A 25,299-nucleotide genomic window follows, 5' to 3' on the forward strand; every position below is an offset into this window, starting at 1 on the left:
AACTGGTCAAGACCCGCTCCAACGCCGCCCTGGCAAGAATGCATCGCAGCCCGAGCCGAGGAGCCTTCGCCCTGGCGCCAGGCCAGCTTCTCTAAGCCAGGAGAGCAAGCCTGTCGCTCAGAGGATTACCGCCGCTTAACTGCGGGATCGACGATGAAACGGTAGGGGCCAGCGCTCGCTCCCGCCGAGCGGAGCCGCACCAACGCACCACGCTGCCCTGGTTGGCCGCGCAGCATCGTGCTCGGGTCCACAGACACCACGTTCGAACCCTCTGCGGTTCCCAACGCGTCGGTAAGCCCGGTGATCACGCGGAACGTGCTTTCGACCGTGCCGGCCATCCCTTCATTAAAGCGCAACAAGTTCTCCCCGGCGGCAAGCCAGTACCAGTCGGCACGCACCCCATCGGCCGCCAGGCAATTCGCAGAACTCAGCGTTCCCGAGACGCGATCTGCAAAAGCTACACTGCCTGTCAGCGCACACTGGCGCATCGAGAGCACGAACGGTGTCAGCGCTTCGCCAGGGCCAGGAGCGACGACCAAGGCATAGGTTCCGCTGCGAATCATGGGCACCTCGAGCAAATTGGCAGCGCAGGAATACGCGGGAATGGCCTCACCGGTGGGCAACAATGCTTGCGCGCACACACCATCGCTCAAGGTAAAGCTCGCCACTTGCGGCGCGCCCCCACTGAACGACCAAGTCAATGCTTTAAAAGGTTGGCCCGAGCCAAACTTGCAATCTTGCGGACCGAAGCTGAGAGACATCAACCCCGGCCGGATCCCCTGAGTGGGGCAAGTCCGCGCGCGCACGGAAAAGGCGTTCGTCACGCTCGTATCGAGTTCTCCAGCGTTCGGGGAAGCGTAAACTTCCAGGAGGTAATCTCCGGCCTCGGGCAACACGCGCGCCACCCGCGCTACCTGAGGGCTGCCGAACGGGTCGTCGTCGTTGTCGCTCACCGAGCCATCCGGCGCCCAAAGCTTGAGCGCTGGATCGACGCCCTCGTCCCCCTCCATTTCCACCATGAGGAACTGCCCCGCCTGCCCCGGTACGACGTAAATCCGATGCGGCGTTTGGCCCGAACCCCAACAGTCACTTACCCGAAACGTTGAGCGCAACTCCTGTGCGCTACCCGGAGTCACCACCCCGCCGGGCAAGCACTTCTGCAAGTAGTACCGATACGGCAACACATCTCCCGGGTCACCGGCACTAAGATCCGGTGGAGCGAGCGGGTTCACGTTCCCGAGCAGGAGAGTGTAGCTGCCAGAGCGGAGCACCGTCGCACTCAGTTGAGTGGAATCGGCACCGCTGAGGGTGGAGGAGTCGTAACCGACGATGGGATTACCCTCACTAGCCGGGCCGAGCAAGAGTGCATACGCTTCGTCGCCGTCGACTTCTACTCCCACGCTCACGAGCTCCCCGCGCTGCGCAGTGAAGGTGTAAGCCTTGGCGCCAGCATTGATCTGCGGAGCCTCCTCGTCGGCGAACACCGGCAGCGGGGCACCGCAAGTGCCATTGGTGCGGCTACCGTACAACGTTCCCTGGCAGCCCGGACCCGCTTCGCCCGGGCAAACCAGTGGGCGATCCACCGGTATGTTGTTCACAGTCGTAGCCGGGCACCGCGGCGAGCTCACCACCAGCGAGTACCGCCCCTCGCCTCCGCCCACGATCAGGGTGTAGGTTCCCGGACGAATGGCGAGAAACCGCGCACCTGCGTCCACACCGATTGGTCCCCCAGCGGCGTCATCCACTTGGTCCGACGGTACCGCCTCCAGCCCGTCGGGACCGAGGACGACGAACGTCGGATCGAGCGGGTCGTCCTCGACGAGCTGACGCATGACAATGTCCACCTGCGTCGGCACGCTACTCACTTGGAACGTGTACACATGCGCCGGGTCGATCTTGCCATTCGTGCCGAAACTCACCGGATCGGCACAATCGCTACTGCTCAGCCGCAAGTTCGACATGCTGAATCCGCGCGTGAGGTCGATCGTTCGCGGCGTCGGGCAGGCACGGGTGGTCACACGGATGCGGTAAGCACCGGTTTGCTGCGGCTGGCCAGGATGGGAGGTGACGTAAATCAAGTACGGCTGACCCGGCACGACCGACCACTCCACCGGCGGTGTTCCCTCGGCAAAGCCGAATTGACCATTGGGATCGTCCACCGCCACCCACGGCGACGTGAGCCCATTACTAAGGCCGGTCACCTCCACCCGCAGTGCTGTTCCAGCCGGAGCGCTTACTTGATACACGTCGACAAAACGCAGGACCCCGGCGAGAAATCGGCTGCAATCGCTCGGCCCCAATGAGCCATCGAGCACGCTACCCGCCGATAAGGTTTGCACGGCACACACCGGTGTTGGGGTCGGCGTGACTGTCGGCGTCGAGGTCCGCGTTCGGGTCGGCGTGGGTGTCGCCGTCCGTGCCGGAGTGGTCGGGGAGGGAGAAGATACTGGCTGTGTAGCGGTCGCCGTTGCCGTTGCGGTGGAGCTCGGCCGCGGCGTGGCCGTGGGCGGAAGGCACGAACGACCGAGCTGCCGGACCAAAGCGACGAGATCCGCAGCGGTGAGGACGCCATCGTTGTTAACGTCAGCCAAGTAACCGAGCAGCAAGGCTCGCTCCTCATCAACCAGAAGCTGGCGTACAAGCTCCAAGTCCGCACTGGTCAAAGTACCATCCCCGTCAAGATCGCCTGCGCAAACGGATTGCGCTTTGGCAGGACCAACCCTTAGAGCGGCCAGGAGCAAGGGGAAGCAGACAAGCAGCGTTCGGATCACAGATGGATAATGGAAGCCTCGGTACACAACGATCTTTCACCTTCTCGGAAGGGACAAGTAATGTCAACGTACCAGGTGTGCGATCTGGCCGTTCTTGCGTGCTTGGGATATGCGAAGCCCATGACCTCGAAAGCGGACAAGGAAAGAATCCGCGAGGAAATTGAGCGGCTGCGCAAGGAAATCGAATATCACAACTATCGCTACTACGTGCTCGACGCGCCGGTGATTTCCGACGAGGAGTACGACCGCATGTTTCGCCGCCTGCAAGAATTGGAAAAAGCCTACCCCGAATTTTTCGACCCCAACTCGCCTACCCAGCGGGTGGGAGCGCCCCCGGCGGAAAAATTCGAAACTGTGCGGCACACCGTGCCCATGCTCTCGCTGGCCAATGCCATGTCAGAGGAAGAGTTCCGCGAGTTCGACGAGCGAGTCCGCAAGGGGCTCGGGCTCTCGGGGCCGGTGATGTACGTGGCCGAGCCGAAGCTCGATGGGCTCGGTGTCGAACTGGTGTACGAGAACGGCGCGCTCGTGGTTGCCTCCACTCGCGGCGATGGCATTCATGGAGAAAACGTCACCGCCAACGTGCGCACGATTCGCTCCGTTCCGCTCAAATTGCGCGCGGAGCGGGGAGCTCCGCCGATTCCCCGGCGCCTCGAAGTCCGGGGCGAAGTCATTATGCCCAAGTCGGCCTTCCGAAAGCTCAACGAGGAGCGCGCCAAAGCTGGCGAACCATTGTTCGCCAACCCGCGCAACGCCGCCGCTGGCTCTCTGCGCCAGCTCGATCCCCGCGTGACCGCCTCGCGCCCGCTCGACATGTTTTGTTACGCGCCGGGCGATATGACCGGGTTGCCCTTCGAGACCCACTGGGAGTTCCTCGAAGGCCTGAAGGCGTGGGGTTTCAAAACCAACCCGCTCAACCGCCGGTGCAAAGGAGCGGATGCTGTGGTCGCGTACCATGCGGAGATGGAAAAGCGCCGTGCCACCTTGGACTACGACGTCGACGGTGTGGTCGCCAAGGTCGACCGCTTCGATTACCAGCGCCGGCTTGGCGAAGTGTCGCGCTCGCCGCGTTGGGCAATCGCCTTCAAATTCAAAGCCCAGCAGGCGATCACTCGTGTTCTCGATATCATCCCCTCTGTCGGGCGCACGGGAATCATCACACCGGTGGCGCAACTCGAACCCGTACAGGTGGGAGGCGTTACCGTCTCCAGCGCCTCGCTCCACAATATGGACGAGATCGAACGCAAAGACGTGCGCATTGGCGATTATGTCATCGTGGAGCGGGCCGGCGACGTGATTCCCTACATCAGCGGAGTGGTGGTCGAGCGGCGCACCGGGAAAGAGCGCAAGTTTCGCATGCCGAGCAAATGCCCCGCGTGCGGAAGCCCGGTGGTGCGCGACGAAGGTGGCGCCTTCTACCGCTGTGTTGGCCTCAGTTGTCCTGCCAAGCTGCGCGAGAGCATTCGTCACTTCGCCTCGCGACATGCTCTGGATATCCAGGGGCTTGGCGAGAAGCTTGTGAGCCAACTCGTGGACAAGGGGCTCGTGCACAACGTTGCCGACCTTTACCGCCTCGAGCGCAAGCAACTGGTCGAACTCGAGCGCATGGGAGAGAAGTCGGCCGACAATCTCTTGCAACAAATCGAGAACAGCAAAAACACCACCCTGTCCCGCCTGATTTACGGCTTGGGAATTCCCCACGTAGGGGAACACTTGGCCAAAGTGTTGGCCGACCATTTCGGTAGCATGGAACGGTTGGAAAATGCGACTGAAGAGGAACTCCTACAGGTCCCCGAGGTCGGACCAGAAACCGCGCGCGAGATTCGCACCTTCTTTTCGCTGCCGGACAACCGTGCGGTCATCCGCCGCTTGCTGCAAGCCGGAGTGAAACCACATGCGGAGCGGCGGCCACGCACGGGCAAATTGGCTGGAAAAACGTTCGTGATCACCGGCACCCTTTCCCGTCCGCGTGACGAAGTGGCGCGCGACATCGAGGCGGCAGGAGGTCGTGTGGCCTCGAGCGTGAGCAAAAATACCGACTATGTGGTTGTTGGCCTGGACCCGGGATCCAAGCTCGATCGCGCGCGCGAGCTCGGGATTCCGACCATCGACGAGGAAGAGCTCGAGCGCATGCTGCGGGGCTGAGCTATGAACTCGGCTGAACGACAGCGCCGTCTCCATCTCGTCATTTACGGATTGGTCCAGGGCGTGGGGTTCCGTTTCTTCGTAGAGCAGCAGGCGCGAGAGCTCGGTCTTACCGGTTGGGTGAGGAATTTGACCAACGGAGCGGTAGAAGTCCTAGCAGAAGGACCGTCCCCCGCTCTCGCGAGGCTCGCGGAGGCCTGCCGGCGCGGCCCCCGCAGCGCGGTAGTCGATCGAGTGGAAGAGCACTGGCACGAGCCCACCGGCGAATTCCGCCGCTTTGATATTCGCCCGACGGCAGCGTGTCCGCTTTGAGGCCCAGAGGTTCGGCAGGTGGCAACGCAGGCGGCTGCCATGGGGTCCACACCAGCCGCTTCAGCCGGCGCCTTCTTCCGAGAAAACTTCGGCCTGCCAGAGCTCTGCCCACGCTCGCCATCACTTACGACAAAGTGCGAGACACCGTGCCAGACGATCGGCTCGGGCTAACCGGGACTCGCATCGAAGGCGTACCCGAAAAGGTTGATGTCCTTCAGCCGGCGACTGCTCAGCCCGTCCCAAGCCCGCAGCTCACACCTAACCGTTTAATGGGGCCAATCAGGCCCGCACCGATGGGACCAACTCCCCGCTGAAAAATAGCGTCAGATCTCGCCACTGCAGCTTCAGGCTGGCGCACGTGGTTCTGCCTAAGCGTGGGTGAAAGTAGTGGTCCGCCCTCTCGAAGGGTGTTAGCCTCGCCGCCAAGCAGAAACATCCGCCGCTGCCCAAAACGACGAGCAGCGCCGCGCATGGTGGGAAAAGTGTCCCCCACAAATATTGCCGGGTTCCCACGTGCCGTTGTTGAAACCCAACCAGCACTAACCTCTTAAGCCACCAAATCATCGAAGCCGCGCAACCGTAAGCAGCCGCAACCCGACCTGCTTCTTAAGTGCTTGCATGACTGCGCGACCATCACCCGCGATGTGGAAGTATGCGGTCATCGCGTCCTCGGCTGGCGCAGCGAGCTGCTGCGCAGCACCAAAGAACATGGCACTCGACGCTCCCAATCGTCTCGCGTGCCCGACTCGAGTCACGTCTCTTGCCTCCTCGAATGGGCAGCTCTCAGCTCATTTTTTTCTTTCTCAAGAAAATTTCACCGAAGCGGGTGCGCTACCCGAGGAGACCGTACGGCGTTGCACACGTGTGCCAAGGGCAGGCAAGTTTCGGTTCCACGGACAACTGGGCCTCCCTAACCAAAAGGGCCTTTCCTTAAGCCACGCCCCCGCGGTGGCCGAGCAGAAGCGGGTCCTCAGCTTCTCCGCGCAGGCATGCGGCCGTCGTGAGGGTTGCGCGGGCGTTCGAGGTCCCCCGACAGGATCCGAGCGCTCTGCCTCGCGGCTCTTCGCTGCGGCCAAACAAACTGCGAGGGCGCGGCAGCGCGTCCACACTCGTGGCATTTCTCTGGTTGCAGTCAAGGGGCAAGGGTCTTATGGTTGAAGTCTCATTCATAGGAGGCGCATCGTGGCACAAATCACCGAGGTTACGGATGCAACGTTCGACAAGGAAGTTCTGCAATCGAGCTTGCCCGTTCTGGTCGACTTTTGGGCTCCGTGGTGCGGACCCTGCCGGGCAATTGCCCCGATTGTGGAAGAATTGGCCAAGGAATACGAAGGTAAACTCAAGGTGGCCAAGGTTAACGTGGACCAAAACCCAGAGGCAGCGAGCCGCTACGGGGTGCGCGGTATCCCCACCTTACTCTTGTTCCAGGGGGGCCAGGTGAAAGACCAAATCGTGGGCGCCGTGCCGAAGCAAGTACTGGTAAAAGCTGTGGAAGCAGTGGTTTGACGTAGGCCGTGCAGAACCAGCGCGAGCCCCGTGTTATGGTGCAGGGTGGGTGTCGATGGCCAGCAGCATTCGCCGCAACGATGTAGTGAAATTGTTTGGGACCCCCGACGTTGCTGAGGGCTCGGTCAACGAGCCACGCGAACGGGAAGAGAACGGCTTCCGTTACAACGAGCGTTGGCTGTACAAGCGCCCGCGTAACGATCCTGCACATGCTTACGAGCGGGTCATTTACTGGCACCGCTACGACTTCGTCGGCTCCTGTATCCGGCGTGCGCCGGAGGCCCCGTGGGAGGTAGACACCAACCTCCCCGACGCGCTGCGGCAGGCGGCTTGAGCCTGGTTCGCCCTACCCCCTTCCGACAAGCCTGCTAAGCAAACCAGTACACGTGAGCACACGCCCGATGCGTGTGCGGGAGAGGCCAACCATGATCGATCGCATTCGTCAGTTATACGAGAGTTTCCCCACTCGCCTCGAGCCACTTCGGCGCCGGCTGGGGCGTCCGCTGACGCTGGCGGAGAAAATTTTGTTTGTCCACCTCGATAAGCCGGAGAGCGCCGAACTCGAACGGGGAAAGAGCTGGGTGGACCTGTGGCCCGATCGCGTGGCCATGCAAGATGCCACCGCGCAAATGGCCTTGCTGCAATTCATGCAATCCGGCCGCAAACGGGTGGCGGTGCCGACGACCGTGCACTGCGACCACTTGATTCGCGCACGCGTGGGCGCAGAGCCAGATATGCAGGCGGCCCTGCAGGAAAATGACGAGGTGTACCAATTTCTGCTCTCGGCCTCGCGCAAATACGGGATTGGTTTTTGGAAGCCGGGCTCGGGGATCATCCATCAAGTGGTGCTGGAAAACTACGCCTTCCCCGGTGGCCTCATGATTGGCACCGACTCGCATACTCCCAATGCCGGCGGCCTGGGCATGCTTGCCATCGGGGTGGGCGGGGCTGACGCCGCCGACGTAATGGCCGGCCTGCCCTGGAACGTGCAGTTGCCCAAGCTTGTGGGTGTGCGGTTGACAGGAAAACTGCACGGGTGGACTGCCCCGAAAGACGTCATTTTGAAACTCGCAGGCATCATGACAGTGAAGGGGGGCACCGGGAAAATCATCGAGTACTTCGGCCCGGGCACGCGTTCGATCAGTTGCACGGGCAAAGCCACGATCACCAACATGGGCGCTGAGTTGGGGGCCACAACGTCGATTTTTCCGTACGACGAGCGTATGGCCACGTATCTGCGAGCGACCAACCGTGCCGCCGTTGCGGATTTGGCGGATCGTTTCACGGCTCACTTGCGCGCTGATGCCGAGGTGGAAGAGCACCCCGAACGCTTTTACGACGAGATCATTGAAATCGACTTGTCCCAATTGGAGCCCCACATCGTCGGGCCACATACTCCTGACCTCGCGCGCCCCATTTCTCGACTCAAAGAGGATGTGGGGAAAAATAACTACCCAGTCGAAATTCGCGCTGCCCTGGTGGGCAGTTGCACGAACTCGTCTTACGAGGACATCGGCCGCTCCGCGCATGTGGCGCGGCAAGCATTGAAGCACGGCCTACGCGCACGCACGAAATTCCTCATCACTCCAGGCTCGGACCAAATTTACAACACCATCAAGCGCGATAGCCAAATGGAAGCACTCACTGCGATCGGGGGGATCGTGCTGGCCAACGCTTGCGGCCCCTGCATCGGCCAATGGCAGCGGGACGATATCCACAAGGGCGAGCGCAACACCATCGTGACTTCGTTCAACCGCAACTTCCCCGCGCGCAACGACGGGAATCCGGAAACGCTTGCCTTTATCGGCAGTCCCGAGATTGTCACCGCGTTTGCTTTGGCCGGGCGCCTCGACTTCAACCCTCTCACCGACACGCTCACGGCTCCGGACGGTAAGGAAGTGAAACTCGAGCCTCCCGAAGCACCTGAGCTTCCTGCACAGGGCTTTGCGGCGGGAACCGCTGGCTACGTCGAGCCACCGGAAGACGGCAGCGATGTGCAGGTGATCGTGCGGCCAGATAGCGAACGGTTGCAACTCCTCGAGCCCTTTCCTCCGTGGGATGGGAAAGACTTCATCCGCTTGCCCGTGCTGGTAAAAGCCAAAGGCAAATGCACCACCGACCACATCTCCCCGGCCGGCCCCTGGCTGCGGTACCGCGGACACCTCGATCGGATTAGCGACAATTTGTTTACCGGCGTCGTGAATGCCTTCACCGGCGAGGTGGGCAAGGGAAAGAACGTGCTCACCGGGGAGACCGGCGTGCCGTTCCCCAAGATTGCCCGCTACTACAAGGCTCAGGGCATCGGCTGGGTAGCCATCGGCGACGAGAACTACGGGGAAGGCTCGAGCCGCGAACATGCGGCGATGGAACCTCGTTACCTAGGTTGCAAAGCCGTGATTGCCCGCAGCTTCGCTCGCATCCATGAAACGAACCTCAAAAAGCAAGGGCTTCTGCCGCTCGTGTTCGAAAATCCAGCCGATTACGACAAGGTTCGCGAAGACGATCGCATCAGCATCGTGGGCCTTTCTGAACTTGCCCCAGGGAAGCCGGTGAAGGTCATCCTTCACCACGCGGACGGAAGCGAGGAAGAAATTACTTGCCGCCACACCTTCAGTGCCGAGCAAATCGAGTGGTTCAAGGCAGGAGCTGCACTCAACCTGATGCGCGGCAAGTAATCCGTGTCCAGGCGGCAATCGGGGCAGGGTTAAAACCCCACCCACCAGAATTTCGCGCAGGTCCCTATTTCCCCACAGCCGCCGGCGAGTGCATAGAAACTGTAGGCGCAGGCCTCGTGTCTGTCCGTCGGGCAGCGGGAGTATCGGTCATGGAGCAGGCAGCGCCCGCGTGGAGGCCGGCAACGAGGGCAGCCTCAAGGGCTGCCCCTACGATCGGGTTGGTACAGGCTGCCAAGATGGGAACGCGCGGGGCCGCGGTCGCGACAGCGTCCGCCAATGCATGCGTTCCCTGATCTGCCACTTCCCACCACTCGCTGCTCGCCGCCGCATCACCGGGCACGCTGCTGCGATGTGGCAGCGTAGGGGCGACGCATGCGTCACCCCTACGATCTTGCAGGTGCCGCGTGCCAAGAGGCAACACGCGCGGCACCGCGAACGATCGAGGCATTCCCCCTTTCGCGATTCGCTATTCGCCGCTCGCCACTCGCTACTGTTGGGCGCCGTCACATCTTGCCGCGTTGAGCCAGGATGCGGCGCGCTTGCGTGACGATTGTCGCCGACACGTTCTTGCTCTTGGCGAGAAAGCGCAAGTCGCGTTCGTGCAACGAGCTGACGAAGTGCAAGGCGATGGCCAACGGAGTCTTCGGGTTGGTCACCAGTGCGTGGCGAATTTGGTAATTGCGCGGCCAGGTTTTGTGCTCGCCGATCTCGCGCAGCACCTCGCTGTCGAGATTGCGGTTGCGGGCAAAGCCCAACACTTCCTCTTCAGTCAGCCGAGGGTTGCGCAGCACGAAGCGGGCAATCATCCTATTGGTGTCGCGCACCAGCAGCGCCCGTGCTTCGCGGTTGCCGAGCAGTGCGAGCTTGATCTTCTCCGCCACGCTCATGTTGGCAATGCGCGCGTGCAGGCTGCGGTTCGGCGGCCGCTCGTCTTTCGGCTCCTCCACGAGCTCTGGAGGCACGTGATAGGGATCGGTGCCGCGCTGAATTTCCTCGGCAATGCGCTGCAATTCTTCTGGATTGGTCGTCATGCGTGTTGCTTCTGGGCCCGCATGGCCTCGGCTTCCTTGATGATTTTCTCGGTCAGGTGAGGCGGCACCTCTTCGTAATGAGAGAAGGCCATGGTGAACGAGCCGCGGCCGCTGGTCATCGAGCGCAAATCCGGCGAGTAACGCAGCACTTCCGCAAGCGGCACCAGTGCTTTGATCACCTGGCTCCCGGGCTTCGCATCGACCCCAAGCACCTTGCCGCGTCGCGCGTTGAGGTCGCCGATGACGTCACCCATACATTCGTCGGGCACGGTAATTTCCATGGACATGATTGGCTCGAGGAGTACCGGCTTGGCTTGCGCCACGGCGTTTTTGAACCCCAACGAAGCCGCGATCTTGAACGCCAGTTCCGACGAATCCACTTCGTGGTATGAGCCGTCGTACAAGGTGACGCGGATATCGGTCATTGGATAATGCGCCAAAAACCCCTCGGCCATGGCTTCGCGCACGCCCTTTTCCACGGCTGGAATGTACTGGCGTGGGACCACCCCGCCCACGATTTTGTCGACGAACTCGAAGCCCGCTCCGCGCGGCAGCGGCTCCACTTCCAGCCAGGTGTCGCCGTATTGCCCTCGCCCCCCGGTTTGCTTCTTGAGCTTGCCCTGCGCTTTGGCGCGACCCTTGATGGTTTCCTTGTACGGCACTTTGGGCGCTTTGAGCTCCACCTCGGCGCCGTACTTCCGCTTCAAGCGCTCGATCACCACCTCGAGATGCAACTGGTCCACACCCGACAAAATCAGCTCGCGGGTTTGTGGATCGCGATGGAGTTCCAGGGACGGATCCTCTTCGATCATCTTTTGTAAGGCTTGCGTGGCCTTTTCTTCGTCGCCCTTGCTCTTTGGCTCGATAGCGAACGAAATTGCCGGCGGAGGCAAGGTGTCTCGCGGATACACAATCGGCGCCTTCTCGTCCGCCAACGTGTCGCCGGTAAACGTCTCCTTGAGCTTGGCCACTGCAACAATGTCGCCGGGCACAGCCACTCCCACACCGGTTTGCTTCTTCCCAGTTAGTTTCAACAAGTGGCCAATCCGCTCCCGCACATCCCGGCTCGTGTTCAGCACGGCAGTATCGGGACCCAACTTGCCCGAGATCACTCGCAGCATCGACAGGCGACCCGCAAAGGGGTCGACCACTGTCTTGAACACGATAGCCGAAAACGGCTCGTTCACGTCCGGCAAGCGCTCGATCTCCACACCGAGTTTAGGATCCTTGCCAACCTGTTTTCCTTGCTCGATGGCGGATCCGAGGTAGCGGACCATCGCTTCCAACAATGCTTGCGCACCGATGCCCTTGACTCCGGAGCCACAAAGCACGGGCACAAAGCGGCGCGCCAATGTGCCCAACTTCAAGGCCTGAGCCAATTCTTCGTCCGTGAGTGTGCCGTTTTCCAAGTAACGCTCGGTAAATTCGTCGCTTGCGTCGGCCGCAAGTTCGATCAGCAGCTCGCGCGCCTTGTTTGCCTCGGAAGCGAGTTCCGCGGGAATTGGCTCCTCGCGCACAGCATTGTCCCCGCCTTGCACGAGCGCCTTCATGCTCAAGAGGTCCACCACTCCGCGAAACGACTCCGCGCTGCCCAAGGGCAACTGTACAGGCACAGGTTTCGCCCCGAGGATTTTTTTCATGTCCTCGACGGCAGCCTGAAAGTCGGCGTTTTCCCGGTCCATGCGCGTCACAAAGGCCACCACCGGCAACCCTAGCTCTTGTGCGCGAGCCCACACTTTTTCCGCCTCCACGCGCAGCTCGCCGGCAGCCGGCGCGAGCACGAGGATCGCGCCCGTACAAGCACGCATGGACAGGAGCGTGTCCGCCAGGAAATTGGAGTAACCAGGCATGTCCAACAGGTGGATGGAATGTTTCTTCCACCCGAAGTGATACACCGCCGTGCTCAAGGAAATTTTGCGTCGGATTTCTTCGGGCTCGAAGTCAAAATTCGAGGTGCCATCGTCGACCCGGCCCAGTCGGTTGACGACTTCAGCCGCAAACAGCAACGCATCGGCCACCGAAGTCTTACCCACACCGCCTTGTCCAATCACGCCAATGCTGCGCACCAAGCTGACATCTTCTGCCATGGCCGTTCATCCTTTCTCTTTGTTGCGTTCGTACAGCAGGCGAAGCCCCTGCAAGGTTAAAAACGGGTCCACCTCGTCGATGGTCTCTGACTCGGGAGCAATGAGTTCCGCATAGGTTCCCGTCGCCAACACATGGGCCTTTTCGCGCGTTTCTTCCTGCATGCGTTCCACGATGCCATCGACGAGCGCCACATAGCCGTACACCAGCCCCGATTGGATGGCGTGGACCGTGTTGCGGCCAATGACCTGTTTGGGCCGGCGCAATTCCACGCGAAACAGCCGGGCGGTGCGTTCGAACAAGGCGTCGCTCGCGATCCCCAAGCCCGGCGCAATCACACCGCCAACATACTCGCCGCGTGCCGAAATGAAATCGAAAATGGTCGCGGTGCTGAGATCGACGACGATGGTCGTTCGCTGCGTGCGGGCGTACGCGGCAATGGCGTTCACGATGCGGTCGGCCCCCACTTCTTGCGGCTTGTCGTAAAGAATGGGCATGCCCGTGCGGACCCCAGGTCCGACCATCAGCGGCTCGCACCCTAACACGTCGCGGGCCAGCGACTCCATGATCGGAAGCATCGCTGGCACCGACGAGGCCACCGCCACCGCGCCGATCGGCGGGCGTCCGGCGCGCTCGAGCAAGCTGCGGAGGAGCACCGCATACTCATCGGCAGTCCGGCCCGCATCGGTTTGTAGGAACCAATGATGACGCAACCGCTCCCCCTCGAACACCCCGAGAGCAGTTTGCGTGTTGCTGACATCGATAGCCAGGAACCAGCGATGGCTCATGATGCGGCCGATCTTGTGTTTTTTTCTTTTCGCTCAGCGAAGATCAAGCGGATCCCGTCGAGGGTCAACGTGTCTACGATGCGGTCGACAGCCCGGCACAAGGGCACCACCAGCGGCGCAAATCCGCCTGTGGCGATGGCCGGCGCTTGCACACCGGTTTCGCGCCGGATGCGGTGGACCATGCCATCAACCAGCGCAGCATGGCCATAGAGCAAGCCGACCTGCAACGCGTGCACCGTATTGCGCCCGAGGATCTGCTGCGGTGCGACCAACGGCACGCGGTACAAACGCGCCGCACGGGCAAACAACGCGTCGCTGGCAATCCCGAGACCCGGAGCAATTGCTCCACCCCAGTACACACCGCGTTCGTCGACAAACTCGAACTTGGTTGCCGTGCCGCAATCCACGACGATGGCTGCTCCACCCGTGAGCGCATGCGCTGCCATGGCGTTCGCCAGGCGGTCGGTGCCAAGTTGACGAGGATCATCGTAACGCACCCGCTCCCGGCCAACGTCATCTGCGCCCAGCACCGCCGCCTTTACTTGCAAGTAGTCGCGCGCCCACCGCACTAAAGTGGCGGTGACCGGTGGGACGACAGAAGAAATGGCCACGGCTTCCAACCCACCGGCGAGCACTCCTTGCAAAAGGGTTTCGAGGTAAACGGCGTATTCGTCGGCCGTGGCACGGGGGTTGGTTTTGACCCGCCACTGCCGGACCCAGGCGCCGCCCTCGAATAGCCCGAGGACGACGTGGGTGTTGCCAACATCAACGCACAGAAGAGGCCGATTCCCGCAGATAGACATCGCCACTGATGATCTCGACTTCGCCGCCGTCCATCCGCTCGACGCGCAAGGCGCCGCCCTCGTCGAGCCCTAAAACCGTGCCCGCAAATCGCGTGCTGCCGGTGTCGACTTCGACCCGTTTCCCGATCGTGCCGCACACCTGCTCCCAGCGCTGCCGGATTGGCGCAAAGCCCTCGGCTGTGAAGCGCTCGTACTCCGCTCCCAAGCCAGCGAGCAGACCGGCAATGAACTCCTCGCGATCGATCGTCCGGCCACATTCGATGCGAAGGCTTGTCGCCAGCCCACGGAGTTCTTCGGGGAAATCTGCCACCAGCGCATTGATGTTCACCCCGATGCCCACAATCACGAAATCGAGCGCCGTCTCGCTTGCGGCGCTCATCTCCGCCAGGACTCCGCACAGCTTCCGTCCGCGCACGAGGACATCGTTCGGCCACTTGAGCTCTGCTTCCGGCAAGAGTGCGCGAATGGCCTGTAACGCGGCCAGTCCGGCAACGATGCCGAGTTGCGGGGCGCGTTCGGGTGGGATTGCCGGGCGCAGCACCACCGACACGTACGCATTCAGGTTCGGCGGCGAACTCCAGCTTCGCCCCCGGCGCCCCCGTCCGCGCGTTTGCGCATCGGCAACCACCGTGGTGCCCTCCGGAGCGCCTTCGCGGGCCAGCGTTGCCGCATCGTCGTTGGTGGACTCGGTCACTGCACGGTAATGCAACGGCAGCCCCAAACGCGCTCCTTGTAGAAGCGCCTCCAGGCGAACAATGTCGAGCGGCGTCGCAACCACAGTTGTCATCGCTGCAAAATCATGTGGAGATCTAAGGCTGGGGCCGAGTGGGTGAGGGCACCCACGGAAATTAAATCTACCCCCGTTTCTGCAATCGCCCGCACCGTTTCCAAATTCACCCCGCCCGAGGCCTCGGTAAGCGCCCGCCCCTGGATGCGCTCCACTGCACGACGAAGCCCGGCGGGGTCCATATTGTCCAGCAAAATCGCTTCGGCCCCGGCTGTCAGTGCTTCGTCTACCTCCTCCAGCGTGCGGCACTCGACTTCCACCCGTAGGGTGTGCGGGCCGTGCCGGCGCGCGGCTTCCACAGCGGCGCGCACCCCTCCCGCAGCACTGATGTGGTTGTTCTTGATCAAAATGCCATCGCTCAAGCCGAATCGGTGGTTGTGCCCGCCGCCGACCCGCACCGCGTACTTCTGCAGCAGGCGCAAACCGGGTAGGGTTTTGCGCGTATCCACAATGCGCGCCCGAGTGCCAGCAACTGCGTCCACATACCGCCGGGTCAGCGTCGCCACGCCACTCAGGTGCTGGAGCACGTTGAGCGTCACTCGTTCGATCGCCAGTAACTCGCGCGCCGACCCATGCAGCACGGCGACCACCCGCCCAGGCTCTAGCCGTGCACCATCGACGATGACGAGCTCGGCACGAACGGTGCCGACCAGCTCGGCCGCAACGGCGACTGCCTCGACGCCGGCCAACACGCCGTGGGCTTTCGCGCGAATCTCCGCCCGGGCGCTGCGCCCAGGCGGGATCGTGACTGCCGATGTGATATCACCGCTGCCCCAGTCGTCGGCCAACTCCCGCTGCATCAAGTCTCGAAGCTGCCAGCGCTCGGCAAGGTTCATACGTCCATCCTGGCTTACGCTCTTTGCCAAGTTTCGGCCCTCTTGCAAACTACCTAGCGCTTGCCCCCGCTCGAATGGCCGCCGGAAATGACTGAGTCGGAGGCAATCTCGGCGAATGGCGGATGGCAGGGGCGACGTCTGCCTCGCCCCTGCTGCGGTTACGGGACGAGGCCAGCGCTCCGACGGAATCACCCGATCGAGACGCAACGCGTAGGGGCGATCGGCGGTCGCCCGCACGTTTTCATCGGAGGGACATATCAAACCAACCGAACCTGGGGACTCACGGCGTGGGCACGCAGCCAGCGCAAGCCGGCGCTTTCATGCCTCGGTCGCGATCGGCGCCGCGGTGCTGCTCGAAAAAGCGCCAAATACGCTCGCTCGCGCCCGGGGGCCAATGATGGCCGAGCTCCGACTCGCAAAACACCACTGCCCCGCCACTCCTACAATGTCGGTAAACAAGGCAGCCGTCGCTGGTCCTATCGGACGCAACGTCACAGCCATTGAGTTCTCGCCAGCGGTCGCGCAGTGCCCGCGCCCGCTCGATCGGCACCCGATCGTCTATCGTGCCGTGGTGGATGATCACTGGCAGCGCCCGCGCTGGGGTGCAGGGCACGGGGAGGAGGCCCGCCCCTACCGGAGCGATTCCGCTGATCACGTCGGCCATGTGGCAGGCGAGCAAGTGCGCGAGGAAGCCTCCATTGGAAAAGCCGGTGGCGTAAATGCGGTGCCGGTCGATGCAATAACGCTCGGCTAGGTGATCGATGAGCGCGCGGACAAAGCGCAAATCACGGTTGTTTTCGCTCGTAAAGATCTGCCACCCGGCGCCTTCCCTGCCCAGCAGTTGCACGGGCAAGCCTTGCGGGTACGCGGTAACGAAGCCGTTTTCCTCGCCTAGGCGTTTGAACTCGGATACCCGCCACACACCGGCCGCGCTGTGTTGAAAGCCGTGAAAGTCTAGGAGCAACGGTACGGGTACGCGGCCCAAGGCCGAAGGTGGCACATCGAGAATGTACGTGCGTTTCTGCCCATCGACCTCCAGTTCCTGCTCTACCCCGCGGGCGGCAGCTTCTTCCCCGGCATCGGTTTTTCCACAACCGGCACTCGGTGCGCGTGCAAACGCGTTTCCGGCAGCGCAGGCAAGCAAAGCGAAGGCGGCGCACAGTGCTCGGCGCCGTTGCCCAAAGCGCCGCTCGCATCCCTCACCTCCTCCCCCTGCACCACCGTGCACATCCCTGCCTAGCTGGGTTGGTTTCCAGCCTCGCTCTTGACATTGCCGCCGCAGCAAGGAGTTAAGAAGCATGGCACGCATCGAATTTCCTCGAGATTTCGTTTTTGGTTCTGCCACTGCCGCCCATCAAGTGGAAGGCAACAACATCCATAACGATTGGTGGGCCCACGAGAATTCGCCGGATACCAACGCGGTAGAGCCTTCCGGGATTGCTTGCGATCACTACCATCGCTTCCGAGAAGACTTCCAGCTTCTCCGGGAGCTCGGCCATCCGGCTCATCGGCTTTCGCTCGAGTGGAGCCGCATCGAGCCGGCACCGGGAGAAATCGACCGTGGCGCCCTCGAACATTACCGGCGGGTGCTCGGGACGTTGCGCGACTACAACATCGAACCGTGGGTGACCATTCACCATTTTACCTCGCCGCTCTGGTTCATTGCACGAGGCGGTTTCACTGAGGAGCGCAACCTCGACGCCTTAGTGCGGCACACGGAACTGCTCGCGCGCGAGTACGGCGATCTCGTTTCCCATTGGTGCACCATCAACGAGCCGAACGTTGTCGCCGAGATGGGGTACCGCTTCGGATATTTTCCGCCGCGGCTCCTCGATGCCGATTTGGCTGCGCAGGTGCTCACGAATTTCTTCCGTGCCCATGCCCGCATGGCCGAGGTGCTCCATGCGCACGCGCGCAGCAAGGTGGAGATCGGGATTACTCTGGCCGTGCAAGCGCACGAGCCGCTGCGTTTGGAAAGCGAGGCCGACCGAGCCTTGGCAGCCCGCCGCGATGCGGAAACTAACGGCGTGATGTTCGAGGCTTTGCGCACGGGCGTGTTTGCCTATCCCGGGCGTGAGCCAGTCGCCATCCCCGGGTTGCGCGAAGCTTCCACCTTCGTCGGCGTGCAGTACTACTCGCGGGTGCGCTACGATGGCGAATCCCAGGGGCCGGCGATGCCGGACTTCAACCGCATCCTCAGCCACATGGGCTGGGAAGTGTACCCCGAAGGGTTTGGTCCGCTCTTGGAGCGCGCCGCGGCCACCGGATTGCCGGTGGTGGTCACCGAAAACGGGCTCGCCCACGACGACGATCGTGTGCGCATCCGCTACATCGCCGACCACCTGGCGCAAGTCGACCAAGCACGCCGCCGCGGCGCGGATGTGCGCGGGTATTTCTACTGGTCGGCCATGGACAACTTCGAGTGGAACTTCGGCTACGGCCCGAAGTTCGGACTGATCGAGGTGGACCGGCAAACGTTAGAGCGCAGGCCGCGCCGGAGCGCGTTCTTCTTCCGCGAGGTCATCCAACAGCGCGGCTTCGACGAGGACACGGTGGAACGTTGGTGCCGATGAACGCAAACGCCGATAGCGACTTTCCCCGCTCCCCGGAGCAGCTTGATCCGCAGTGGTTCACTCGGGTGCTGCTGCCCTTCTTCCGCGATTTAGGGCAGGTTCGCGCGTTGGCTTGGGAACGAATCGGCACCGGACAAATGGGGTGTAACGTCCGCGTGGCGCTCGACTACGAGTGCCCGCAACAGGCGTGCGGTCCGCCGAGCTTGGTCTGCAAGTTTGCCTCGCCCGATCCCACCAGCCGAGCCACCGGGCTGGCGCTGCGCAGTTATGAAATCGAAACCAACTTCTACCGCCAGGTCGCTGCTCACTTTCCACTACCGGTGCCGCGCTGCTTCTTTGCCGCCTTCGACCCTACGAACGGCGATTTCCTCATCGTCCTGGAAGACATCAGGAAAGGGGAGGCTGGAGATCAACTCGCGTCGTGCACGCTGCAACAAGCGCGCAGCGCGCTCGACGCCTTAGCGGCGATTCACGCCGCCACCTGGGCGCAGCCGTCGCTGGCCGCACTCGACTGGCTTCCGCGCCGTACCCCCGAGCAAAATGCCCAACTCGTTGCCTTCTTCCAAGCCGCGGTGCCGGGTTTCCTAGAGCGTTACGGCGGGGAGCTCGCCGCGCGCCACCTACGGGTGCTCGAGGAGTTCGCGCCGCGCTTTGCCGAATGGGTCGAGCTCCCACGCGGGCCGTTTGCTTTGGTGCACGGTGATTTTCGTCCGGACAACCTCTTGTTCTTGCGCCACCGTGCCGCGCCCTACCGCACCTTGGTGATCGATTGGCAAACGTGCTCCTGGGGCCCGCCGTTTGCCGACGTGGCGTACTTCATCGGGGGCGCATTCGAACCCGAGGAGCGGCGCCGCTACGAGGGAGACCTTCTACAGTTCTACTTTGAACGCTTGCGCCGCCGTGGAGTACGCAGCTTGTCGTTTTTGCGCTGCGTCGAAGACCATTCTGTGTTTGCCTTCAGCGGCATCACGATGGCGGTTGCGGCGGCGATGCTCGTGGAACGCACCACTCGCGGGGATCGCATGTTCCTCACCATGTTCGCGCGCCACGCCCAGCACGTGCTCGACCTCGGCGCCCTTTCCATTTTCGAGCCGCGCCGCCTGGCCAAACTCCGCGACGATCGCCAGCCATTCTAACACCTTGCTGCGCCAACCTTCGTGCACGCGCCCCCGGGCTGACAAGCGGTAGCTTTGGGGAAATGGTGATTACGACTGGGGACGGGCCTCGGGGGCAACGCATGCGTCGCCCCCGAGGCCTGAGCGCGGCAGGGTTCTCGCTGAAGCGACAGGCCGTTGCACGCGCTTGCTCGAGGTGTATGGGAGAGGGGCGAGCAGAAAGGCAGGCCGGAGCGTGTCGGGAGAGGCAGAGCGGCGGTTGAGGCCAACCCGGCGAGCCACCCTGGCGTGGCTTGCCGTGCTCTACTTTGCATCGGGAATCCCGCTCGCAGTGTTCGTGGACGTCGTGCCGGTGTTCCTGCGGCAACACGGGGTGAATCTTGCGAGCATCGGCCTGCTCTCCGCGCTGGGCACCCCGTGGAGTCTGAAAGTGTTTTGGTCTCCGCTGGTGGACCGCTGGCCGCGCTATCAATGGTGGATTGCTGCCTGCTTGGCGGTTGTCGCTACCGCGCTCGCTGTGCTCGCTCGGCTGGGAGCGGCGGAAACCTCTCGCGTCTGGTTGCTTGCGTTGTTTGTGGTTTGCTTCGCGGGTGCCACGCAAGACATCGCCATCGATGCCTACTCCATCCAGTTGGTCCGCCGGGGCGACGAAGGAGTAGCCAATGGCGTGCGGCAAGCTGCCTATCGCATTGCGTTGATGATTGTGGGCGGAGCTTCGCTCCTCCTGGTGGCTCCGTTCGGGTGGCCGGCGGTGTTTCATACGATTGCCGTTACCGCTCTCGTGTTGGCGGGGGTGTTGTGGCTAAGTCCCCGCGCGGCGGTGGTACCCGGGCCTGCCGCCGAATGGGCGCGCGCACTGGGGCGTTGGCTCAAGCGGCCGCGGGCTGCGGCGTTGTTCCTGTTCGCGCTCACTTACAAGCTCGGCGACGCCAGCATGGGGCCGATGATCAAGCCGTTTTGGGTCGACCGCGGCTTAAGCCCGGCGGAAATCGGCATGGTGTCCACGACTGCGGGGGCGCTCGCCACCATTGCCGGGGCGCTCGTCGGTGGCTGGTACACGAGCCGCGCTGGCATCTCGCGGGCGTTGTTCGTGCTCGGGCTAGCGCAGGCGTTGTCGAACTTGGGGTACGCTCTAGTCGCCGCAGCCGGTTGGGGGCGGTACGGCATTTATGCCGCGTCCCTTACGGAAAGCTTTACCGGCGGTCTCGGCAGCGCAGCGTTTCTCGCTTTCCTCATGCGCGCGTGCGAGCGCGAGCGTGCTGCCACGGAATATGCGCTGCTCTCTGCCTTGTTTGCCGTTCCCCGGCAAGTGGTCGGTGCTACCAGCGGCTGGCTTACGCAGATTCTCGGCTATCCAACCTTTTTCGCACTCACCTTTGTTCTAGCCTTGCCCGCGCTGCTACTGATTCCGCGATTGCGCCCATGGGTGGAAAACTCGCCGCCGTGACTCGCTTGCGAACCCACAGCCGCGCCCAGGCCTGGGCCCTGTCGGCGGTGGCGGTGTTGCTCGCCAACAGCAGCGCCGCGCAGCTCGGGCCGCAAAACGTGGTGCGGGAGTTTTGCCGCCTCGACGCCCTCGGTGCACGTGCCACGCTCCAAGGCTGGCCACAAGTGGCGCCGCTGGTCGCCTGGCAACTCGAGCCGGCGTGGGACCGGGTCGTGCTCATCACCAGCTACACCGTGGGCTGGCCCGTTGCCGAGGCGGACGACGTCTTCGCGATCGAGGTGCGTTACGCGGTACAGGGCACAGTAACCGCGACCGGCTTCGAACAAGCCCCCACGGTGGAAGCACGGCGGTACCGCGTGGAACCGAGCGACGACGGCACCTGGAGGATCGCTGCTCCGCCACCCCCGCCACACATATTCTCTCACGACGTCGACATCCCAGCCATGCAACAGTCGCTCCAGCGGGGCGGTGTGAATTTTCTGCCGAACTCTTTGTTTGTGTGGGAGCTCTATCGGCGCAATGGCTGGGAAATTCCCTTCGAACACACCCTCGCCCTCACACGCACACAAGTGTTTCGCCGCACGGAGAAAGCAACAGCAGGCGATGTCGTGCTTTACCTCGACGAGGACACTCCGTACCATGTGGGCGTGCTGGAAAGCGAAGACGTGGTGGTCTCCTCGACGCTCAATGCCGGGATCGTGCGCACACCGGTCGATGCTTTTGCTGGCACACGGCGAGTGTTGCACTTACGACCGCCGGAGTTTTGGCCCGCCACGCCCACACCGCGGCTATCTCCCGAGGCGTTCTCCTTGATCACGCCGACGCCAACAGCCGCGACTGCGCCGCCGCGCAAGGCTTCAACCGAGAAGACCAAACGAACACGGCAAGACCGCTCGACGGCGGCCAAGAGCAAGCAAAGGAGGAAGACAAAATGAAGAAACGACTCTTTGGTTTGGCCCTCGGATTGTCCCTGGGTTTCGTGTCCGCGTGCGTAAAGAAGCCCGTCACTGCACCTCGCGCGGTTGTGCCCGAGACGGTCAGCGATCAAGTCCGCATTGTTGGCTCCGAAGGCAAAAATTTTGGTAGCATGGTGGCTCTAGGGATCGGCATTGCAAACGGGGAGCAGGGACGGACCTACATTGCTTCTGCCGATCGCATTTTCGCGATCGATGAAGCCGGGCACCGCATTGCGCCGCTCTCTGTCGAAGAGGCTGCGCGCCAGGCGGGCGGGGCGACGGCGCTGGCTGCGGGACTGGAAGGCGCAGGCGCCGGGGCTTTTCTCACCGGACTCCTCGGTGCCATTCCCGGCGCAATTATCGGCGCCGCGCAAGGTGGAGCGGAAGGAGCGGGCAAGGGTGCCGCCATCGGTGCCGGAATTGGCGTGGCTGTGGGCGCCATCGGTGGATACCATGAGTCGAAATCGAAAACCGAGCAGGAAATTATCGACCAACTCCACGGCTTGTATTTCGGCGAGCGGGAGGTGAAGCCAGGGATTCCGGTCAGTGGCTTTGTGTTTTACCCGGCGGGTAAGTACACGGGCGTGCGCGCCGTACTGGTCGACAGCCAGACTCAGGCCACGAAAGAAGTGGCCGGCCCTACGGTGCCTCGGCCATGAGAGACACGGCTGAACAGCACCCTGAGCAAGCAAGCGCCGAGGCGCGAGCCGCTTCGGCGAGCGAGCAGCTCGCACAGTTTGCCGCCCGGACCACGTTCGGCCAACTGCCCGAAGCGGTGCGGGAGAAGGTCGCGCTGCACGTACTGGACACGCTGGGAGTGGCCCTGGCGGCGTGCCCCGAGCAATTTGCTCGCAAAGCGATGGCGGCACTGGAGCCCGTGGCCGGGCGGGGTCGGGCGAGCGTGCTCGGCCATGCGCGGCGCTGGCCGGCTGCGTGGGCAGCCCTCTACAACGGCATGCTCGCCCACGGGCTCGATTACGACGACACCCATGCCGAGGCCGTGCTCCATGTAAGCACGACCGTCGTGCCGGCCGCACTTGCCGTGGCTGAGGAGAGAGAGCTTGCAGGCAGCGATTTCCTGGCTGCAGTTGCTGTGGGAATGGAAGTCAACGCGCGCATCGGCTTGGCGGCCCCCGGGGCGTTTCACGATCGCGGTTTTCATCCCACCGGCATTTGCGGGGCCTACGCCGCAAGCGTCGCGGCGAGCAAGGCCTTTGGCTTGGATGCGCGGGCCATGGCCGACGCGCTCGGGATCGCTGGAAGCCAAGCCGCCGGCACGCTGGAATTTTTGGGAGACGGGAGTTGGTCGAAGCGCCTCCACGCCGGCTGGGCTGCACATGCTGGCGTGCTTGCCGCGCGGCTAGGTTCCGCCGGCTTCCTCGGCCCCCGCGCAACGTTCGAAGGACGCTTCGGCTTGTATCGTACCCATCTCGGCGACAGGGGGTGGGACGTGGGTGTTCTCACCGATGGGCTCGGCACGCGCTGGCGTCTTCTCGAAGTCAGCTTGAAGCCCTACCCGGCGTGCCACATGGTGCACGCGTTTATCGACGCTGCCCGTGTGCTGCGCGAGCGGCCCGGGTTTGCGTTGGACCGCATCGCTGCAATCGAAGCTGACATCCATCCGCGCGCCGTGCCGGTGGTGTGCGAGCCGCTCGCCAATAAATGGATGCCACGCACCGATTACGAGGCCAAGTTCAGTCTGCCCTACACCGTGGCAGCGATGCTCGTGCGGGGACACGTGAACGTCGACGACTTTACGCCTGCCGCCATCAGCGACGAGGCCGTGCTCGCCGTCGCCCGCCTCGTTCGCTACCGGCAGGATGAAACCAGCCGATACCCGCGTTACTTCGATGGCACGCTGCGAATTCGCTTCCGCGACGGTAGCGTGTGGGAGCATCGCCAAGCGATCAACCGGGGCCATCCGGAACTACCGCTCACTCGTGACGAAGTGCTGGACAAGTTCCGCCACAACGTCTGCCGTGTGGCCACCGATGCGGCAGCCAAGCAACTCGAAGTGGAGGTTACGACCCTACCCACTCGCCCCTCGTTGGGGAGGTTGCGGTCGGCCCTGCTCGCAGCGGCCAAGAACGCTCGCCCAGGTGGGCCCTCGCGTTGACGGCGCCACCGTTATGCCCTTTCCCGTCTACGTACCCTTCTTCCCCAACGCCGAGCCGCATCGACTGCTGAGCCGCGAAGCCACGCCGGAAAGCGAAGCGTCGTACCTCGAGGAGGCCCACCACATGGTGTCGGCCGCAACCTTTGCCGCAGCGCTGCCGCGCCACGGCTTGGTGCTCGATGCGGGATGTGGAGGTGGGCGCTGGACGCATTTTGCGCTGGCGTGCGGCTGCCGGGTCGTGGCCGTCGACTGGCACCGCCCCGTGCTCCACGCGGTGCGCTCGCGCGCGCCCCAAGCACTGTTGGTGGCGGCCGATGCCGGTCGCCTACCCTTTCGCGACGGCGTGCTCGCTGGAGCCATTTCCCTCGGCGTTGTCGAGCACGATCCCGCCGGCCCCGCAGCAATGCTGCACGAGCTCGCCCGCGTGCTCGAACCTGGGGGCACGTTGCTGCTGTCCGTGCCTTACAACAACTGGCTGCGGCGGACGGTGTTTAATCGCCTTTACCGCCGCTACAACAACCGCTGGGCAGGCCGCGGCCACTATTTCGTCGAATACCGTTTCGGCGCGCGGGAACTCCGCCGCTTCCTGGCCGAGCAAGGATTGACTGTGGAACGCTTCGTTCCTCATGAGTTCTTTCCGCCGCGCAACATGGGCTGGGTGGCCGATCACAACATGCTCTCCATTCGCTTCGTTCCTAAGGGTCAGGGCGATTGGGATCTGGCGCTGCCTTCGCATCGGGGCTGGACTGTGGAGCGACGCTGGCAGCCACTGTTGCGAACGTTGTGGCGCATCTCGCCGTGGATCGTGGCGGGCGAGATCCTCGCCGTAGCCCACAAACGGCGATGAACCGGAAAGGCGTAAGCGAACAGAGTTGGACGACGGGCACGACCCTGAGGGACAAACACCGCCGGCAGAGCGCCCGAGTAACGCCACTCGGAATGATGAGCCGTGCTGGATTCGAACCAGCGACCCCCTGCTTAAAAGGCAGGTGCTCTACCTCCTGAGCTAACGGCTCGCGTCCGCCGTACAGCAGGCCCAGGCTCGCTAACACCGCATGTCGAGGCACGCAACCCACGTGCGCGCGGCGCCACATTGCCCACGGCCGACCGGTCGGCTGCCCCTACGCCTTGCGTCTCGATCGAAAGATGCCGTCGGACCGTGGTAGCGTTGTGCCACACCGGCAGCAGGGGCGACGCATGCGTCGCCCCTACGGGTTGCGTCTCGTCGGAAACATTCCGTCGCGGCGTGGTGCCGGCAACGAGGGCAGCCACAAGGGCTGCCCCTACGATCGCGCTGGCGCAGGGTGCTAAGATGGCAATGCGCGTGACACCGGTAACGACGCCGTCGCCAAT

General features: G+C 63.0%; 21 protein-coding genes and 1 tRNA gene. 12 read left to right on the forward strand and 10 right to left on the reverse strand.

Annotated elements, in window-relative coordinates:
* Positions 1–125: 125 nt before the first annotated feature.
* A complete protein-coding gene (locus N3C12_12815) occupies positions 126–2,771 on the reverse strand; it encodes a dockerin type I repeat-containing protein (GenBank protein MCX8073313.1) in 2,646 nt (881 codons plus the stop codon).
* Positions 2,772–2,891: 120 nt separating this feature from the next.
* Between N3C12_12815 and ligA the strand changes: the two genes are divergently transcribed.
* Both ligA and N3C12_12825 read left to right on the forward strand, forming a co-directional pair.
* Positions 2,892–4,916 carry an NAD-dependent DNA ligase LigA gene (gene ligA, locus N3C12_12820; GenBank protein ID MCX8073314.1) on the forward strand — a complete coding sequence of 675 codons (2,025 nt, stop codon included), beginning with the start codon at positions 2,892–2,894 and terminating at the stop codon, positions 4,914–4,916.
* Between the two features lie 3 nt (positions 4,917–4,919).
* Complete coding sequence (locus N3C12_12825) at positions 4,920–5,228, forward strand: acylphosphatase (GenBank protein MCX8073315.1); 309 nt, start codon at positions 4,920–4,922, stop codon at positions 5,226–5,228.
* A gap of 560 nt (positions 5,229–5,788) precedes the next feature.
* Here the strand turns inward: N3C12_12825 and N3C12_12830 are convergent.
* The gene (locus N3C12_12830; protein ID MCX8073316.1) at positions 5,789–5,983 is read right to left on the reverse strand and encodes a hypothetical protein; all 195 of its coding nucleotides are present in this window, start codon (positions 5,981–5,983) and stop codon (positions 5,789–5,791) included.
* A 427-nt stretch (positions 5,984–6,410) separates the two neighbouring features.
* On the opposite strand from N3C12_12830, the gene trxA reads away from it, so the two are divergent.
* The 3 genes from trxA (at position 6,411) to N3C12_12845 (ending at position 9,409) form a co-directional block, all read left to right on the forward strand.
* Positions 6,411–6,734 carry a thioredoxin gene (gene trxA / locus N3C12_12835; protein ID MCX8073317.1) on the forward strand — a complete coding sequence of 108 codons (324 nt, stop codon included), beginning with the start codon at positions 6,411–6,413 and terminating at the stop codon, positions 6,732–6,734.
* A gap of 55 nt (positions 6,735–6,789) precedes the next feature.
* Positions 6,790–7,068 (forward strand): hypothetical protein, encoded by a 279-nt coding sequence (locus N3C12_12840; protein ID MCX8073318.1) that lies wholly within the window; start codon positions 6,790–6,792, stop codon positions 7,066–7,068.
* Positions 7,069–7,159: 91 nt separating this feature from the next.
* Positions 7,160–9,409: an aconitate hydratase gene (locus tag N3C12_12845; protein ID MCX8073319.1), complete on the forward strand. Its 2,250-nt coding sequence runs from the start codon at positions 7,160–7,162 to the stop codon at positions 9,407–9,409.
* A 503-nt stretch (positions 9,410–9,912) separates the two neighbouring features.
* Here N3C12_12845 and N3C12_12850 read toward each other — a convergent pair.
* The 7 genes from N3C12_12850 to N3C12_12880 form a co-directional block, all read right to left on the reverse strand.
* Positions 9,913–10,440: a hypothetical protein gene (locus tag N3C12_12850; protein ID MCX8073320.1), complete on the reverse strand. Its 528-nt coding sequence runs from the start codon at positions 10,438–10,440 to the stop codon at positions 9,913–9,915.
* On the reverse strand, positions 10,437–12,527 hold the full coding sequence (fusA, locus tag N3C12_12855; GenBank protein MCX8073321.1) for an elongation factor G: 2,091 nt from the start codon (positions 12,525–12,527) through the stop codon (positions 10,437–10,439). The genes N3C12_12850 and fusA overlap by 4 nt, the downstream gene beginning before the upstream one ends.
* 6 nt (positions 12,528–12,533) lie before the next feature.
* A complete protein-coding gene (locus N3C12_12860) occupies positions 12,534–13,313 on the reverse strand; it encodes a type III pantothenate kinase (GenBank protein MCX8073322.1) in 780 nt (259 codons plus the stop codon).
* The gene (locus tag N3C12_12865) at positions 13,310–14,116 is read right to left on the reverse strand and encodes a type III pantothenate kinase (GenBank protein ID MCX8073323.1); all 807 of its coding nucleotides are present in this window, start codon (positions 14,114–14,116) and stop codon (positions 13,310–13,312) included. Before N3C12_12865 ends, N3C12_12860 begins: the two co-directional genes overlap by 4 nt.
* A complete protein-coding gene (locus N3C12_12870; GenBank protein ID MCX8073324.1) occupies positions 14,079–14,903 on the reverse strand; it encodes a biotin--[acetyl-CoA-carboxylase] ligase in 825 nt (274 codons plus the stop codon). The genes N3C12_12865 and N3C12_12870 overlap by 38 nt, the downstream gene beginning before the upstream one ends.
* Entirely contained in the window at positions 14,900–15,739 is an 840-nt protein-coding gene (gene nadC / locus N3C12_12875; protein MCX8073325.1) for a carboxylating nicotinate-nucleotide diphosphorylase, read from the reverse strand. Before nadC ends, N3C12_12870 begins: the two co-directional genes overlap by 4 nt.
* Positions 15,740–16,019: 280 nt before the next feature.
* Positions 16,020–17,048 carry a hypothetical protein gene (locus tag N3C12_12880; GenBank protein ID MCX8073326.1) on the reverse strand — a complete coding sequence of 343 codons (1,029 nt, stop codon included), beginning with the start codon at positions 17,046–17,048 and terminating at the stop codon, positions 16,020–16,022.
* Here N3C12_12880 and N3C12_12885 point away from each other — a divergent pair.
* The 7 genes from N3C12_12885 to N3C12_12915 all read left to right on the forward strand — a co-directional run bounded on the left by N3C12_12885 (position 17,038) and on the right by N3C12_12915 (position 24,793).
* A complete protein-coding gene (locus tag N3C12_12885) occupies positions 17,038–18,312 on the forward strand; it encodes a glycoside hydrolase family 1 protein (GenBank protein MCX8073327.1) in 1,275 nt (424 codons plus the stop codon). The genes N3C12_12880 and N3C12_12885 overlap by 11 nt on opposite strands.
* The gene (locus tag N3C12_12890; GenBank protein MCX8073328.1) at positions 18,309–19,448 is read left to right on the forward strand and encodes an ecdysteroid 22-kinase family protein; all 1,140 of its coding nucleotides are present in this window, start codon (positions 18,309–18,311) and stop codon (positions 19,446–19,448) included. The genes N3C12_12885 and N3C12_12890 overlap by 4 nt, the downstream gene beginning before the upstream one ends.
* A gap of 214 nt (positions 19,449–19,662) precedes the next feature.
* The gene (locus N3C12_12895; GenBank protein MCX8073329.1) at positions 19,663–20,874 is read left to right on the forward strand and encodes an MFS transporter; all 1,212 of its coding nucleotides are present in this window, start codon (positions 19,663–19,665) and stop codon (positions 20,872–20,874) included.
* A complete protein-coding gene (locus tag N3C12_12900; protein MCX8073330.1) occupies positions 20,850–21,809 on the forward strand; it encodes a hypothetical protein in 960 nt (319 codons plus the stop codon). The genes N3C12_12895 and N3C12_12900 overlap by 25 nt, the downstream gene beginning before the upstream one ends.
* Positions 21,806–22,489, forward strand: a complete 684-nt coding sequence (locus N3C12_12905) for a hypothetical protein (GenBank protein MCX8073331.1) — start codon at positions 21,806–21,808, stop codon at positions 22,487–22,489. The genes N3C12_12900 and N3C12_12905 overlap by 4 nt, the downstream gene beginning before the upstream one ends.
* Positions 22,486–23,946 carry an MmgE/PrpD family protein gene (locus N3C12_12910; protein MCX8073332.1) on the forward strand — a complete coding sequence of 487 codons (1,461 nt, stop codon included), beginning with the start codon at positions 22,486–22,488 and terminating at the stop codon, positions 23,944–23,946. The genes N3C12_12905 and N3C12_12910 overlap by 4 nt, the downstream gene beginning before the upstream one ends.
* 13 nt (positions 23,947–23,959) lie before the next feature.
* Positions 23,960–24,793: a methyltransferase domain-containing protein gene (locus N3C12_12915; GenBank protein ID MCX8073333.1), complete on the forward strand. Its 834-nt coding sequence runs from the start codon at positions 23,960–23,962 to the stop codon at positions 24,791–24,793.
* A gap of 96 nt (positions 24,794–24,889) precedes the next feature.
* Here N3C12_12915 and N3C12_12920 read toward each other — a convergent pair.
* Positions 24,890–24,962 (reverse strand) — tRNA-Lys (locus tag N3C12_12920).
* Between the last annotated feature and the right edge of the window lie 337 nt (positions 24,963–25,299).

This window comes from Candidatus Binatia bacterium, from assembly GCA_026415395.1.
Lineage (GTDB): Bacteria > Desulfobacterota > Binatia > HRBIN30 > HRBIN30 > HRBIN30.